General features: G+C 53.5%; 12 protein-coding genes and 1 pseudogene. 4 read left to right on the top strand and 9 right to left on the bottom strand.

Going from position 1 to position 14,515, the window contains the following annotated elements:
- Positions 1–125: 125 nt before the first annotated feature.
- From GKQ23_RS13175 to GKQ23_RS13190, 4 genes are all read right to left on the bottom strand, one after another.
- Positions 126–287 carry a hypothetical protein gene (locus GKQ23_RS13175; RefSeq protein ID WP_212408471.1) on the bottom strand — a complete coding sequence of 54 codons (162 nt, stop codon included), beginning with the start codon at positions 285–287 and terminating at the stop codon, positions 126–128.
- 106 nt (positions 288–393) lie between these two features.
- Positions 394–2,349, bottom strand: a complete 1,956-nt coding sequence (locus tag GKQ23_RS13180) for a hypothetical protein (protein WP_212408472.1) — start codon at positions 2,347–2,349, stop codon at positions 394–396.
- Between the two features lie 36 nt (positions 2,350–2,385).
- Positions 2,386–2,550 carry a hypothetical protein gene (locus tag GKQ23_RS13185; RefSeq protein ID WP_212408473.1) on the bottom strand — a complete coding sequence of 55 codons (165 nt, stop codon included), beginning with the start codon at positions 2,548–2,550 and terminating at the stop codon, positions 2,386–2,388.
- A gap of 415 nt (positions 2,551–2,965) precedes the next feature.
- Positions 2,966–4,585, bottom strand: a complete 1,620-nt coding sequence (locus GKQ23_RS13190; protein WP_212408474.1) for a recombinase family protein — start codon at positions 4,583–4,585, stop codon at positions 2,966–2,968.
- A gap of 38 nt (positions 4,586–4,623) precedes the next feature.
- Here GKQ23_RS13190 and GKQ23_RS13195 point away from each other — a divergent pair.
- Positions 4,624–4,821: pseudogene (locus GKQ23_RS13195) on the top strand (BON domain-containing protein); the annotation flags it as partial.
- Between the two features lie 130 nt (positions 4,822–4,951).
- Here GKQ23_RS13195 and ompW read toward each other — a convergent pair.
- Entirely contained in the window at positions 4,952–5,584 is a 633-nt protein-coding gene (gene ompW / locus GKQ23_RS13200) for an outer membrane protein OmpW (protein ID WP_056242450.1), read from the bottom strand.
- Positions 5,585–5,902: 318 nt separating this feature from the next.
- Here ompW and GKQ23_RS13205 point away from each other — a divergent pair, with 318 nt between their 5' ends.
- The 3 genes from GKQ23_RS13205 to yciA all read left to right on the top strand — a co-directional run bounded on the left by GKQ23_RS13205 (position 5,903) and on the right by yciA (position 7,788).
- Positions 5,903–6,640 carry a YciC family protein gene (locus tag GKQ23_RS13205; RefSeq protein ID WP_212408476.1) on the top strand — a complete coding sequence of 246 codons (738 nt, stop codon included), beginning with the start codon at positions 5,903–5,905 and terminating at the stop codon, positions 6,638–6,640.
- A 76-nt stretch (positions 6,641–6,716) separates the two neighbouring features.
- Positions 6,717–7,256, top strand: a complete 540-nt coding sequence (locus tag GKQ23_RS13210) for a septation protein A (RefSeq protein ID WP_056242444.1) — start codon at positions 6,717–6,719, stop codon at positions 7,254–7,256.
- Positions 7,257–7,368: 112 nt separating this feature from the next.
- A complete protein-coding gene (yciA, locus tag GKQ23_RS13215; protein WP_212408477.1) occupies positions 7,369–7,788 on the top strand; it encodes an acyl-CoA thioester hydrolase YciA in 420 nt (139 codons plus the stop codon).
- Between the two features lie 121 nt (positions 7,789–7,909).
- Here yciA and GKQ23_RS13220 read toward each other — a convergent pair whose 3' ends face one another.
- The 4 genes from GKQ23_RS13220 to tssK are packed head-to-tail and all read right to left on the bottom strand — an operon-like array spanning position 7,910 to position 14,512.
- The gene (locus GKQ23_RS13220; RefSeq protein WP_212408478.1) at positions 7,910–8,263 is read right to left on the bottom strand and encodes a DUF6277 family protein; all 354 of its coding nucleotides are present in this window, start codon (positions 8,261–8,263) and stop codon (positions 7,910–7,912) included.
- Between the two features lie 55 nt (positions 8,264–8,318).
- On the bottom strand, positions 8,319–11,780 hold the full coding sequence (gene tssM, locus GKQ23_RS13225) for a type VI secretion system membrane subunit TssM (RefSeq protein WP_212408479.1): 3,462 nt from the start codon (positions 11,778–11,780) through the stop codon (positions 8,319–8,321).
- A gap of 9 nt (positions 11,781–11,789) precedes the next feature.
- Positions 11,790–13,154, bottom strand: a complete 1,365-nt coding sequence (locus GKQ23_RS13230; RefSeq protein WP_212408480.1) for a DotU/TssL family secretion system protein — start codon at positions 13,152–13,154, stop codon at positions 11,790–11,792.
- Positions 13,151–14,512: a type VI secretion system baseplate subunit TssK gene (gene tssK, locus GKQ23_RS13235; RefSeq protein WP_212408481.1), complete on the bottom strand. Its 1,362-nt coding sequence runs from the start codon at positions 14,510–14,512 to the stop codon at positions 13,151–13,153. The genes GKQ23_RS13230 and tssK overlap by 4 nt, the downstream gene beginning before the upstream one ends.
- Positions 14,513–14,515: the final 3 nt, after the last annotated feature.

The raw sequence follows: 14,515 nt of genomic DNA on the forward strand, positions 1-14,515 counted from the left end.
GTGCTTAATACATGGGGCGGCTTTCGGGTCGCCTTTTTATTGCCGGTTTAAATTAAAAAGTAATCATGTACCCACCAAAAAACATTATTTTCTTTATAATATGATGTTTTCAGTGGGTACATACTTCATTGGTTTGGCCGCACACTTGGGAAACTGAACACATCTGAGTGCTGTTTCTCGCTGTGTTTGGCCTTGAGAACCGCCGCCAAAATTTCCATTGTGCTGTTCTCGGTGTCGTTCTGCTCACGGATTGCCATGATTAGATTCTTCATTTCTTCTTCTGTCATCGTTTTTTCCTAAATCTAATAGTATAACTGCTTAAAAAGTAATCATGTACACACCAAAAAACAATAATTTCTTTATAATAAGATGTTTTTGGTGTGTACATACTTCTTATGCTACGGCACGAAGTGCAAGTAAACGCTCCTGTAGTACCGAAATCGTTGCTTCGGTCTTGGCTGCGAACTCTACTACATTTGACGGTTCAATCTTTTCAATCTCAAGCCCAGACAGATTTGTATACTTGACTGGATAGACTTGGTAGCGGTCTTTTCCCTTGTAGTTTAGATACGCTTTCAAAACCGGGTCTGTACTGGCAGATACTCGTTTATCTTTACGTTTACCCAATGTGATGTACCTATTGATGATTTTCACTTCACATCCATCTTTAGGTACTAACTGGCCTCCCCTCCATTCTACTAACGATCTCCACTCCTTATTTTTTTTCATTTCTACTTCATCATTCATAAAGAATTCTTTCAAAGTAGTACCGATAGCCATGTTTGCCAAAATTCCGGTATCCATCATATGAAGTTCATCATCTGGACATTCCTTGGCAATATAATACAGAATCTGATTACGAATATTTGACTGTAAATCTACATAGTTGAAATCAGGCCATACACGCTTACGGATGTATTCCTTATCTTCAATTACTCCATCGATAACATGAGCAATCTGATCTTGGTGTAAACCTTTCTTCAAAAGTTTCCTAATAGAATCTACTACATAATCATATTCTTCATCGCCAGTATATTCGAAAACTCCACTACTGAAACTTTCAGTGATCGTTGAAAGACGTTCTTTACGGTCTGACTGTTGTTTATCTTTTATTACTCTCTTACCATCCTTTAGATCTTGTGCGATTTGAGAATCTCCAGAAATCACGCGAGTAGGATTGATACTGAAATCATAGTCCATCATTTTACTTTCAAAGAGTACTGGATCTGATAGGATTTGTTTCTTTCGATGTTCATAGTACATACCATCTATTGAAATCAAATCAACTTCAAAAGAATCTGACTCTTTGTCATATCGCAAATGACTACCTTTAGTTTCAGAGTTATAGGCACTACGCAAATACTCACGGTAGTTATCATCATTTGCTTCAGATTTATAAAAGTCATTTAGTAAACTACCGAACCTTGATACATTATCGGTAAATGCTTCAATATCGAAGTCGGCAATTTCCCGTACTTCACTCTTAGAAACAAAGTAATGAACATGCTTCACACCTGATACATTACGGAACCTATTGGTAAACTGCTCGATAACATCGGGGTCAGTGTGTCCAAAAATGAAAATATCTACTTCATCTAACTTATCCTCAATACTCAGACCTTCACGAATAGAGTTAGTACCAAAAATGATATCCCACTTATCACCCATCAATCTACTTGCATATAACTCTAGAACATCATCATTCATCTTTTCATCAGCATTTACTATCAATGCCCTGTCACCATACCTTTCAACAAACTGGTTACAATCACTTTTGTTATTGACCAACGCGATAGCCTTACGTTGCCCTATACGTGAGTGTATAAATGATTCTAAGGCCGCCTTTCCGTTTTTGTCATAAAGGTATGTACTAAGTATCTTATCCGCTCTCTGTGGCTTATAGACGCTATAGGCACGTGTAATTGGGAAGCTATTGAAGTACTCAGGACTGGCAGTACCGGTCATGATAACTACTGACTTGAAGTATTGAAAGATTCCAATCAGATCACGGATGGCACCTGGTTTATAATTGAAGTCCATATATAGACCATGAGCTTCATCTACTACTAAAGTTTTATTCCTCAATTCTAATTTATTTGATGCCTGTACCTTTAGTACAGCAGCCTGCCAAGTAAAGATATTGTTAGCACCTTTATCAATTTCACTTTGTTTGATAGCGATAAGTGGTACGGCAATCATTACATCTGGCTTGTTTACGAAATCGGTAGTCTTACCTGATCCCACGGATGCTACGATAGCAGTTACGCCATCGGATACTTCCATTTCACCAATAATACTACTGAGATACTCGTTTTGTTGTAATGTGAACTTCTTTTCAAATTTACTCATGGAATTCCTTTCCTCTGTTAGTACCATCCTGGTACGTTACTTTCCTAAAATCATATACTGGTTGATCAAATACTGGATCGCGGAAGCATTTGTTTTAGCTTTACCTGTACTGATAAGACTATCTACAGCCTCCTGTTGACTTTCAGTTAGTCTTACCGTGATTGTCTTTGATTTTAACTCTGATTCTTTCTTATAACTCATTTTAACTTCCCCATAATGATTTCTTTTTCCCTAAATTTCTCGACGAGAAAAACCCCGTAATGTCACAAACGGGGTTATTTAATGTAGAGATAGCGATATTATACCACATTATTTTTTAGCGTTTCATTTATCTTCTTTATTTATCAAAATCGCTCGTAATACCTCTGATATGAGACATAAGATTAAAAATAAAATGAAACCAATGTAGATGTACTCAAACGTGAATACAAATATAATCATTAAGAATGCGAGTACTGCCGATTGTATTAGAAATTCCATATCATCCCCTTTTGATTATTTATCAAAAGTTAGGAAAAATGCTCCATAATGGAAACATCATTTAGTAGTTCTACGACTTCCTCTACTTTCCCATTGTACGCAAATCAATCAATTTAACTTGCGTACAGACCTGATATCACTTTCTAACTAGCTTGTCGTAGCCTTTATCGGTACTTCCTACGATAAGGGCTATATCAGCAAATGCATCTGACCCACCAAACACATCAATGTTGTCATCATCAATATAAACACTAGTGAGCACTTCCCCTGTTTTGTTCAAATACTGTACTAAATGTTTTGCATCATTCTTATAGATAATAAGCATGTACGCTGTACTACCATTGCGGCGTACCTTGATATCTTTAACAACACTTTGTATTTCTTTATAGACCTTAGCTCTAGTGTTATCAGTGTCGAGTATTATTTTTTCAATATCGTAATCAATCTTAGGTACTTCCACTGTCTGGAACTCAAAAATCAATCTGCTTTCAAGTTCATGTACTTTATCGCGTGTTTCGTTCAATGCGTCCAGTGCTTCCATCTGCACTAACTTCCCCATAGCCTTTCTTTTAGTGATACTGTTTTCAACGTCTTTCAATATCCCGCGAGCTTCATTTAGTTCAGTTTCAACTTGTATACGTTCATCATTTGCAGAAACTCCTAAAACTTGTGAAAGGTCAAACTGCTGTAAGTGGGTTAGTAAGGCTCGTTCGAAAGATATGTAATTCCCTTTAGTTTCATTACAGGTTTTCGCTCCATAATTACGGGAACAATAGAAGTACTTTTGATCTATACGAGAACGGTTGATATGTATAACTCCACCGCAGCCCGCACAATGGATTAATCCTGATACTATATTCGTGATTCTTCCTTTAGTAGACTTGGGTTTGTGTGTATATCCTGCTTTAACACTCGCAATGGTACTCAACAGTGCATTGTACTTCTCAGTAGTAACTAAAGCCGGGTAGAAGTTTTCGTAATATATTGGATTGGCTTTATCACCCTCCTTGATGCGGGTCATAGTACCGATAATATTTTTACCCTTAATAAGTTTTATAAGGTATGCACAAGTCCAAAGTTTGTCCCCGTAAGTTCGGCCAGTTCTGTTCAATTCCGCGACTATTTGCCCGCTTGTCCATCCTTCGATATACCAATCGATTGCATCCCTCACCATTGATGCATAAAAATCTACTAGTACGTATTGGTCATTTTCAATCGTTAACCAACGTGGCAATTTCCATCGCCATGCCTTACCTGTTTCAATCGATTTTTTAATACTACTTTCAATGTTGCTCAACTGACGTATTGATTTTGCCTGAGATTCACTATTAGCTCGCATAAGGTTGATTGAACTCAGAAGTACACCTATCTGATCATCAGCTTTGAGTACTTGCCTTGTCATCAGATCGTGAATCTCTATACCAGACATGATCGCCTGCCCTACAAACTGAGACGAGGCCCATACGTTCATTCGCGAAATACGATCTACTGAGAAAACGATGATGGCATAATTACTACCATCCTTACGTGCTTTACAACCTTCCACAAAATCGAAGAGGGGCATACCTTCGGTAAGGTTTCCCCCTTTGTAAGACGATACGCCATCATCGATAAGTACCTGAACGCGTGACAAGTCAAACTGACCCGGTAAGCTGTTCATGTAGGTGTGTGCCGCTGCCTGCTGCTGTTCTAGCCCCCCGCCGTTCAACGCCTGTTCTTTGGTACTCACCCTGATGTAAATCACTGGAATCTTCATGATTGAACCCACTTCCCCTTTTTCATGATTGTGAGTATATCATCACTACCAAGGTGAAGGGTGAACTGCTGCGTGATGATTCACTTAAGTCGACCGAGATCAACGTGGAGACCTTTAAAGGCCGCGTTCAGCTGAGCGGCTTTGTCAGCTCGCCGCAGTCGGCTAAGCGTGCGGTACAGATCACGCAGGGCGTGGCGGGCGTGAAGTCGGTCGTTAACAATATGCAGATCAAGTAAAGGTGACTGATGCTGGCTGGATAGCCTGCTGCCCCACTGAGCGACTGACCGGTGATTCGGCCACCAGCTAACCAGCATGATCCGACAGAAGGCGCGAGCAATCGCGCCTTTTTTAATGCCTTACTTTAGGTCAGAACTTGTAGCCCGCCCCAAAGAAGAACACAAACGGGTTGATATGGGTATCGATGCTCTGGCGCTGGTCACCGGCGTCAAAGCGCACTTTGGTGTTGATATCCATGTACCACAGCGAGGCGTTAAGCATCCAGCTGTCGTTCAGCTGGTAGTCGAGGCCCGCCTGACCGGCCACGCCCCAGGAATTTTTCACGCTGAGGTTGCTTAAGCCCGCTGCGCGGCCGGTCTGGTTAAAGTCGGTGTCGTAGAACATGGTGTAGTTGACGCCAACGCCAACGTACGGCTGCCACGGGCTGGTGTTGCCCATAAAGTACCACTGCGCCATCAGCGTTGGCGGCAGCTGGCGAACGGTGGCCAGCGTGCCGGTCGGCTGCAGGCCAACCTTGTGGCGGAACGGCGTGGCCCCGAGCAGCTCGATGCCGATGTTGTCGGTGGCCATATAAGTAAAGGTCAGGCCCAGCTGGGTGTCGTTGCTGACCTTAAATTCACCGAGGCCGAGCACGTCGTCAGAACCGCCGGTCGGGCGTACCGTGGCGGAACCGGCACGGATAAAGAAGTCGCCGGCCTGATGGGCGGAAGCCACCACCGGTAAAGAGGCGATGACCGCCAGCACTGCTGCTCTGAGTTTCATGATCACTCCTGTAAAAGTTCCACGGAAAGCCGTTAAGGCCACAAGAAATTGTTGCGACACAGGTTTACGCTCTTTTTTCGGAAAGGTCATGCAGATCATTTGCGGCAAAGTTGATATAAAACAATGAGTTGATTTGGATCAATTTACAGATTTTTTTTCACCGCTAATTAAGACCGGATTCTGCCCACGCACCGCGGTGGGCCCCTCTTCTGCGCTAACACCGTCATTAATCAAAAGTTATGTCTATTCAGGTGCCAGCACCTTGCCGGAGCATGTACAATCCTCCGGTCTAAATCGGTTTTCTTTCAAGGAGAGTACATGTCTATCACGGCGGCCTCGCTATACCGTGACACCGGAAACTTTTTCCGCCACCAGTTAGTTACCATCGTGCTGATGGCGATGCTGACCTCGCTGATCAGCGTGATGATCGGCCAGGCGCTGACGCCGGGAGCCGATCAGATGGCAATCCTCAGCCAGGGCGACGCCGGCTCGGCCGCCACGCTGATGGAGATGGTGCAGAATATGTCGCCGGAGCAGCAGCAGGTTCTGCTGCGCGCCTCGGCGGCGGGCACCTTTGCCGCGCTGATCGGCAACGCCCTGCTGCTGGGCGGCATGCTGAGCCTGATCCCGCTGGTCTCCGGCGGCCAGCGCATCAGCGCCCTGCGGGCGATCGGTGCCTCCGCGCCGATGCTGCCGCGCCTGCTGCTGCTGACCTTCCTGATGACGCTGGTTATCCAGCTCGGCTTTATGGTGCTGGTACTGCCGGGGATTATCCTTGCGGTGCTGCTGGCGCTGTCGCCGATGATTATGGTCAATGAGAAGATCGGCGTGTTTGCCGCCATGCGCGCCAGCCTGCGGCTGGTCTGGGGCCATGTGAAACTGGTCGCCCCGGCGGTGCTGCTGTGGATCGTCGCCAAGCTGATCCTGATGCTGCTGGCGTCGTCGCTGACCATACTGCCGGCCAACGTGGCATCGGTAGTGCTGAACGGCCTGAGCAACGTGGTCTCCGCGCTGCTGATTATCTATCTGTCACGACTGACCATGTTGTTACGTTAATTGTGCGGGAATGCCTCGACAGGAGGCATTTTCCTGGATGATGATAACGCATGTCCGTCCGTAATCTGGAAGCCCTATGAAGCAGTTACTCGACTTTATCCCGCTGGTCGTCTTCTTTGTGTTCTACAAGATGTACGACATTTTTGTTGCCTCCGGCGCGCTTATCGTCGCCTCGGCGCTGGCGCTGGCCGCCGGCTGGATGATCTACCGCAAGGTGGAAAAGATGAGCCTGGTGACCTTTGGCCTGGTGGCGGTGTTCGGCACCCTGACCATCGCGCTGCATAACCCGGACTTTATCAAGTGGAAAGTGACCATTATCTACGGTCTGTTCACCCTCGCGCTGCTGTTCAGCCACTTCTTTATGCAGCAACCGCTGATCCAGAAGATGCTGGGCAAAGAGCTGCAGCTGCCCGCGTTTGCGTGGCGTCGCCTGAACCTGGCCTGGGCGCTGTTCTTCTTTGTCTGCGGCCTGGCGAACATCTACGTCGCCTTCTGGCTGTCGCAGGATGTGTGGATGAACTTTAAGGTGTTCGGCCTGACGGCGCTGACGCTGCTGTTTACCCTGCTCAGCGGGATCTATATCTACCGCTTAATGCCACAACAAGAAGAAAAATAAGCTGCCAGTCCCGCTATTCTGAGCGGGATTTTTTACTCCCTCCCTTAACTGCGCACTCTGCCCTCATCCCGGCGGCAGAGGCGTGTCACAGGGAATTAACCGGAAGCAAACCATGAGCGAAGCAGTTCGAACACCACAGGGCGAGATGGTGCTGCGCACCCTGGCCATGCCGGCGGATACCAACGCCAACGGCGATATCTTTGGCGGCTGGCTGATGTCACAGATGGATATGGGCGGCGCCATCCTCGCCAAAGAGATTGCCGGCGGGCGCGTGGTCACCGTGCGTGCCGACGGTATGACCTTTCTGAAACCGGTGGCGGTCGGCGACGTGGTCAGCTGCCACGCCCGCTGCATCCGCACCGGCACCAGCTCGATGACCATTAATATTGAAGTGTGGATCAAGAAGGTGTCATCGGAGCCGATCGGCCAGCGCTACTGCACCACCGAGGCGGTATTTTTCTATGTTGCCGTGGATAATGAAGGCAAACCGCGCCCGCTGCCCGAGGACAAACAGCAGCTCGAGGATAACTGAAGCCTGATGTCCTCTCCGTGCGGACGAACCGCCTTACGGCACGGTGAATAAAACGCCTGAAAAGTGCTTTCAGGCGTTTTCAGGCATCACGTTAAGCCCGTATCAGCATCGGTTACCCGCTCTACAGCCTGGGTTTACCCTGCAGAAATGCCGGATCCTCCGCCGGGAAGCCGCGGGCAAGGGTGTCCCGCAGATCGTTCTTCTGCTGGTTAAAATCGGCCGTCACCTCCTGCCGCTGCATCGCCTGATGCGCATCCAGATTACTTTGCAGGCTGGCGAAGGTTTTCTCCATCTGCTCCATCATCTGCCGGCAGCTCTGGCTGGTGCTGTCCATCACCGCGCTGGCCGAGTCGCTTCCTGACAAATTCATGCCGCTGACCCCGGACATAAACTGTTCGGAAAGTGACGCTTGCGCCCCCTGGACGTGGCTCATGGCGGCTTCGATGGTGGCAATAATTGCTTTGGGATCTAACATAGTTTTCTCTCTCCTTGATAACACTCACGTATAAGCTGACCACCCGGCCAGCCCGTTACAGGGCCTGCGGGCAGCTGAAGTTGCCCAGTGCCCGCGACCACAGTGGAAAATCTTTCATCGTGGAACGCAGCTCCACCAGCAGGCTGCCGCTGACGCCCGCCATCCGCATCCGCAGCTGACGCCGGTTGCCGTCAACCGGCATGACGTCGCTGGCGTCGTACAGGTGAAACAGCGCCCAGGGGCCTTCAAACAGGGCGGTGTGGATATCTCCCTGTGCGGTTTTAAAGCTCAGCCGGATATAGCTGCCGCCTTTCGGCCCCGGCCAGTCGATACGTACCGGCTGAGACTCACCGATAGCGTACTCAATTGGCTGGCCATCAATATCCAGCGTGGCGCGGGCAATGTCAGACGAGAGGCTGACCGGGCGGATAAACAGGGTAAAGGCGGGACGCTCGCCGCCGGCGAAGAAGGTTTCACGGATTTTCGCCGCATTCTCAAATGCCCGCACCGTGGCCGCGTTAATCGCCCCGCCGTCGCGGGCCTTCCAGGGGTCGGCATTAATATCAATCAGGTCGGCCAGCTGGCTGTCGAAGAAGGTTTTCATTGCCCCACCGGGGCCAAACAGGCGGGCAAAGTCGTCAATGCCCACTTCAGTGCGTGCGTTTCGCGAAAACGGATAACGACGGCTGACGGTGCTGTTACATAAACCCGACGCCAGCGACGAGGCCCCTTTACCGATGCTCAGACGGTTCTGCCGCTGGCTTTCATGGCTGCCCTGCTGGATCAGATCCATCACCACGCTGCGGATCGGTTCCGGCTGCCGGGCGGCATCCAGCCTGGCGCGCTCCAGCCCCCCCTGCGGCAGCCGCTGACCGCTGTGCTGTGAGGTCGCCAGCGCGGAGAGCTGGTTAAACAGCTCGTCAAACAGGCGCGTCAGCGGATCGCCAGCGGTGCGGTTAGCCTGTGACAGCGCCAGGCCGGTACGCCGTAGCGTCAGAAAACGGTCTTCCACCGCGTCTTCCGGCGTCAGGCGGAAGCGGCTTCGCTCCCCGCTCAGTTCATCCACCACGTCGCGCTTTTGCCGTTCGAAGCGATAGCGCTGGCGGTCAAACCAGCTGGTTGCCCCGGCCGAATCTTTCCCGGTCAGGCTGGTTTCACGCGTGGCAAAGCGCACCAGGTTAGCCAGTGAAGAAGAAGGATCCCCCAGCTGACGCGCCAGCTGGGCGGCATCCTCCAGGCCATTGACCGGCCGGGCGCGAATATCCGTGAGGAAGGCGCTCCAGCCGTTGGCATACTCCAGCAGGTAGAGCTTACGCGCTTCATCCGCCAGCTTCTGCCCTGACAATAGCGTCCTGACGTTGTCGGCGCTGCCGCTGCTGCCCATTACCCAGGCCTGCTCTTTAATGACGCTTTCCGCCATCGGTTGTACCTGCGGCAGGAACAGGTCGCGGTAGCTGGCGCGGGTGTAAAATTTGCTGACCGCCACATCGCTGACCGTGGCCTGGCTTTTGCGGCGCAGGGTCAGCGTAACGTCCGATCCGGCCGCCAGGGCCAGCGTGATATCCGGCAGAACTGAATCGGCCAGGCTCTGTTCAACGCGGCGCACGACGCGCTGCTGCAGCGGGATAGCAGCCGCTTTACCCCGCGCCCGCCGCACCAGCGCGTCATCGGCTTTCATCGCCGGTGTGCCAGCGGAAGCAAACAGCTGCCGCAGATGATAACGGAACAGGCGTTTGTCCATGCCGCCCCCCTGCTGCGGGGCAAAGCGATCCCAGCGGGCCATAAACCAGCTGACCAGCGCGTCCGCCTCACGGTGCTGCGGCTCTGCCAGCATCAGGTAGACTTTCAGCGTGCTGTAAACATCGTCATCCTTTGCGGCCGTGTCCTGCGCCAGCGACCAGGCGACATAATTCTCTACCGCGGGCCAGAAAAACGTCCGCAGATGGCGCTGATAGCTGTGCCGCGAGGCCTCGTTGACCAGCCGGTGTTCAAAGTAAGGGTTGGCCGTCGGTGAAGGCTGCGCCTGCAGCTGTACGTTCATATAGTCGAGCTGACCGTAAGCCACGACCAGACCGTCGCCGACCCGGTTGGTCACCGGCACCTCGACGGAGAGCCGGCGACTCTCATCAAAACGGGCAGCGACCCATGCGATATAGTCATTTTCCCAGGCGTAGCGGCTTACCAGTAGTCCGGCGGCAGCGGCTAACAGCAGCAGCACGGCGGCATAGTTTGCCACCCTGCGCCACCGCACGCCCGCCGGCACGTTGCCGTGGTTGCGCAGCGGCAGATAGCGGCGGGCGATTGCCTGTTGCCAGGCGGCGTTGTAAAGGATTCCGGCAGGCCTCGCTGCGTCAGGATTGCTGCCACCGGCAGCGGCATTGTCTTCGCCCAGCGTGCGCGTGCTGCCCAGCCACACCTGCTGCAGGCGGGCCATGTAGCCCCGCGAGGACGCAGGGAAGATCTGTTCCAGCAGGCTGAACAGCGGCCTGCCAAGCGCGCCGAGCGCCTCGATAAGAAACAGCAGCTGCTGGCGCTGCTGCACCGATGAAATGTCATGCAGCCGCTCCAGCGTATACTGACTCACGCGGCTGACCATCTGCTGGTAACCCTGTTCAGCGACAGGCCAGTTCTGTAACCCGCTGTTGCCGGGAGGCACGCTGAAACCGAGGCCTTTCTGCAACAGATCCGCGCTGAGCAGCGTCAGCAGCGTCTCGCCACCGGTCAGCCTATCGAGATGGGTGAGCATCAGGTACACCGGCTGATCGCTGCAGGCCAGCAGGGGGATCTCCAGCAGCCGGACGCGTAAGGCATCCGCCAGCGATTTGCGTTCGTTCAGCGAGGCATGCAGGATTTCATGCGCGTTCAGGCAGAGGAAAACGCCGTCCAGCACCGGACGTTTGCGAAAGCGGCGCAATAGCCTGAACAGCTGCGGAAGCCCTGTTGCCGTCTCATCACTCAGGCCGTTAAGCTGCACCCAGTCACCGGCGGTGTCGATCCACACCGCCTGCTCCGTCAGCCACCAGTTGCAATCCCGGGTCGGCCCAGGCTCCACGGTCGACGTCATGCCGTAGTGCCCGGCAAATATAAACCGCCGATCGCTCTCGCTCAGCAGTGCGGTTTTGCCACTGCCGGCTGGCCCGAGGATCATAAACCACGGGCGGTCGTCCAGGTAACGCTGAAAAACACGATAGCGCAGCCGCTGCCAGCCGCTGCGCTGTTGCGCCAGGCCGGCACTTTTCAGGGTGCTCATGGCATCATAAAACCGCTGGCTGACCCGATCGCGCGCGCGGCTCTTTTCCGGGGCAGAACGCCTGGCCTGCGCCTGGCGGAACAGCCCGCCGGTAAACTGCGCGATCCACGGCCAGACTGCCCGCAGGATCAGGGCGGTAATCAGCAGCAGCCGGACAACAACGCTGCTCAGAGGCCGCCAGCTGCCGACGGAAACCAGCGGCCCGATCCACCAGATAATGGCGCTCAGCAGCAGCGCCAGCAGCAAAATAAACGTTCGCCGTAACATAGCACTTCCTTATGGTGTCTGACGTCTCTTCTCACGGATGTCGCGCAACAGCTGTCTGACGTCACTGTTATCCTCGCCATCCGCGCCACTATGGCCGTTGTCGCGATGGCCAATCTTCCACAGAATATCGACACGCCGGTTCTTACTGCGCCCCTGCGGGGTGGCATTATCACCGATCGGCTCGCTCTCGCCTTTTCCCAGCGACACGATCGCCCTCGGCACCCCGTCCGCCGGTTGCATCACCGCGCGTAATACGCTGGCCACGGTTGCCGCCCGGGCGGCAGAGAGTCTCTGGTTCGAGTCCCGGGTATTGTTTCTGAAAGGCTGGCTGTCGGTGTGGCCGATGACCTCGAGATCCCCGGGCCAGGGAGCCAACGCTTCGCCCAGTCGTTCAATGTTACGCCTGCGCTGAAAATCGGCGGAAAGCACGGATTTTCCGGTGGCAAACGCCCCGTCCGAGGTAAAAATCAGCAGCCAGCCGCGCGGATCTTCCCTCACCTCCAGCCAGCCTTCGCTGAGAATGCGTGGCAGAGGCTGGGGTAACGTAGCCATCAGGTTGATGCGCCGGGGTGCAGCAGGCGTCCACGCGAGGATCGCGCTACGCAGCGCGCGGGAGGCATCATGCAGAGACCAGGCGGCGATGCCCCAGGCCGTCAGTAACAGCAGTACGCCGCCACAGAACAGGTGGCGCGGCCGCAGCCGCCTGACCTTACGTGGAGGGCTAATATCTTCAACCTGTGCCAGACTTTGCAGCGGGTCCTGGCCGTACAGCAGCTTGTCCAGCTGATGCCGCAAGTCCGCCAGCAGCACGATTCCGCGCTCCATGATGCGGTACTTCCCGGTAAACCCGAGGGAGAGGATCAGGTCGTAGAAAGCGAGAATGTCGCCGTGCTTTTCAGGTTCGCGACAGTACTGTTGCAGGTGTTCAAAGCATTTTTCACCTCCCCAGGCATTCTGATAAAACTCCACGCCCAGCGTGATGCCCAGCGCATCCTTGCTTTTGGTATCCCCGAGGGTTTCATCAATACAGGAATAGAGCAGATAGACCAGGCGGTGGATATCATCCGCCGGATACCGTACCTGCAGCACCTGCTGAAAGAGATGTGCTTCGCGGATAAACTGAGCACGCGTGGCTCCGCCATCGTCCTGCTGATGGCCGCGATTGCGTTCCATCAGCAGCAGCGCGGGCATCGCCGCCTTGATGATCGGATTAGTCCAGCTTCCGCAGCTGTTCCCCGGGCGGGCCAGCGCGCTGCGTGGCGCGATCGCCGCCGGGTCGCCGTCAGCCATCACGGCGGCGAATGTCTCCGCACCGTCGCCCGGTTTGACGCCACCCGCGATCACGGCATTCATCCTGCGCTCAGCGTTACTCATCCAATTCGTCCCTGGCGCAGGCCCCAGCTGTCAATACGCAGCTCCGGGAAGTCGCCGACGATACTCAGCGCCATCGCGGGCCCCGCCATCATCTCCCGGTAGAGCGGGTCTGCGGTGTCGGTTTCGAAATAGACGCTGTTCGGGTACCAGGGCACATGCCTCGGCGGCGTTGACATCGGCATAATGCGCGCGCCCGGCAGCTGCAGGTCGATCAGGTGAACGATTTTTTCCACCGGCCCCAGTTTCACCTGCGCCGGGAAATAGCTGCGCAGAATATCACCCGGTAAGGCGGAGCTGACGGCAAACACCACTTTTTCCAGCCTCAGCTGGCCGTCGTTCTGGCACACCAGGATATTGTCGCCACGCTCGCTGAAGTTCAGGGCCACGGCAGGCGCTTCGATTATCAGTGACAACGCCCGCCTGATCGCCTGCATTAACGGAAAGAAGCAGCGGTGTGGCGCACCGTGCTGATAATGAAGGTCGCTGCGGGCCCACGTTTTCTCACCGTCGGGGATGATGCTCAGCCGGCCCAGCAGCCCAAGCAGCGCCTGGTAAAGTTTTTCCGGATGGGTTTGCGGGCTTTCCAGCAGATGGCTGAAGCGCAGTTGATATTCGCTGAGCAGCTGCAACAGCAGCAGTTCCAGCAGTTCCGACAGCCCCCCGACCGCCGCGGGCACGTCGGCGCGGGACACATTTTCCAGCCGCTGGGTAATCAGCCCAAGAAGCTCCGTCGTGGCCGCCACCAGCCAGCGGGAGGCATGCACATCCAGCAGAGGGGGCAGTATCTCCTCGGCCAGCTGTACCCGGCCATCACGCTGTCGGTCCGCTATCATCGCGATCGCCAGCGACGACTCGGCGCTGCTGACCTCCTCCTGCAGCAGCAGCCGGCAGTTCAGCCGCCCCAGCTCCAGCGTGACCGTGCGCGGCGAGCCTTCGCTGCTGACGCCGAGGTTACTGTCGGCGATATCGGCGTCCGTGGTGTTAAAGCGGCTTTTTTCACTCTGACGGTTAAGATCCATCAGCGGAACGCCGGGCAGGTCCATCATCACCGCCAGGCAGATGCATTTGCCCCGGCTGTTTTCATCCACCACCAGCGGCAGCGGTAAGGGAGCATCGTCCGGCAGGCTGAACGGCGTGCCGTCCGGGAAAATACCCCGCGCGCGGGTCAGGGCGAATTTACCCTGCTCCAGCAGCGAGTGATTGATCTCAATCTGGCTGAAGCCCCAGTGGAAGGGCTCCAGCGCGTCCACCCGCTGGTTGATGCGGTGCTCAAAGAAACGTTCCTGCTGCTGAAAATGCTGGGGTTCCATCAGCATGCCTTCAACCCAGGCGATACGTTGTGTAGAAAATCGTTCCATTAG

It is taken from the genome of Erwinia sp. E602 (assembly GCF_018141005.1).
In the GTDB taxonomy this organism is placed as follows: Bacteria; Pseudomonadota; Gammaproteobacteria; order Enterobacterales; family Enterobacteriaceae; genus Erwinia.

Bases quoted from the DNA above. Each gene is read 5' to 3' on its own strand.
- GKQ23_RS13175 (WP_212408471.1), bottom strand. From the start codon at position 287: ATGACAGAAGAAGAAATGAAGAATCTAATCATGGCAATCCGTGAGCAG.
- GKQ23_RS13180 (WP_212408472.1), bottom strand. From the start codon at position 2,349: ATGAGTAAATTTGAAAAGAAGTTCACATTACAACAAAACGAGTATCTC.
- GKQ23_RS13185 (WP_212408473.1), bottom strand. From the start codon at position 2,550: ATGAGTTATAAGAAAGAATCAGAGTTAAAATCAAAGACAATCACGGTA.
- GKQ23_RS13190 (WP_212408474.1), bottom strand. From the start codon at position 4,585: ATGAAGATTCCAGTGATTTACATCAGGGTGAGTACCAAAGAACAGGCG.
- ompW (WP_056242450.1), bottom strand. From the start codon at position 5,584: ATGAAACTCAGAGCAGCAGTGCTGGCGGTCATCGCCTCTTTACCGGTG.
- GKQ23_RS13205 (WP_212408476.1), top strand. From the start codon at position 5,903: ATGTCTATCACGGCGGCCTCGCTATACCGTGACACCGGAAACTTTTTC.
- GKQ23_RS13210 (WP_056242444.1), top strand. From the start codon at position 6,717: ATGAAGCAGTTACTCGACTTTATCCCGCTGGTCGTCTTCTTTGTGTTC.
- yciA (WP_212408477.1), top strand. From the start codon at position 7,369: ATGAGCGAAGCAGTTCGAACACCACAGGGCGAGATGGTGCTGCGCACC.
- GKQ23_RS13220 (WP_212408478.1), bottom strand. From the start codon at position 8,263: ATGTTAGATCCCAAAGCAATTATTGCCACCATCGAAGCCGCCATGAGC.
- tssM (WP_212408479.1), bottom strand. From the start codon at position 11,780: ATGTTACGGCGAACGTTTATTTTGCTGCTGGCGCTGCTGCTGAGCGCC.
- GKQ23_RS13230 (WP_212408480.1), bottom strand. From the start codon at position 13,154: ATGAGTAACGCTGAGCGCAGGATGAATGCCGTGATCGCGGGTGGCGTC.
- tssK (WP_212408481.1), bottom strand. From the start codon at position 14,512: ATGGAACGATTTTCTACACAACGTATCGCCTGGGTTGAAGGCATGCTG.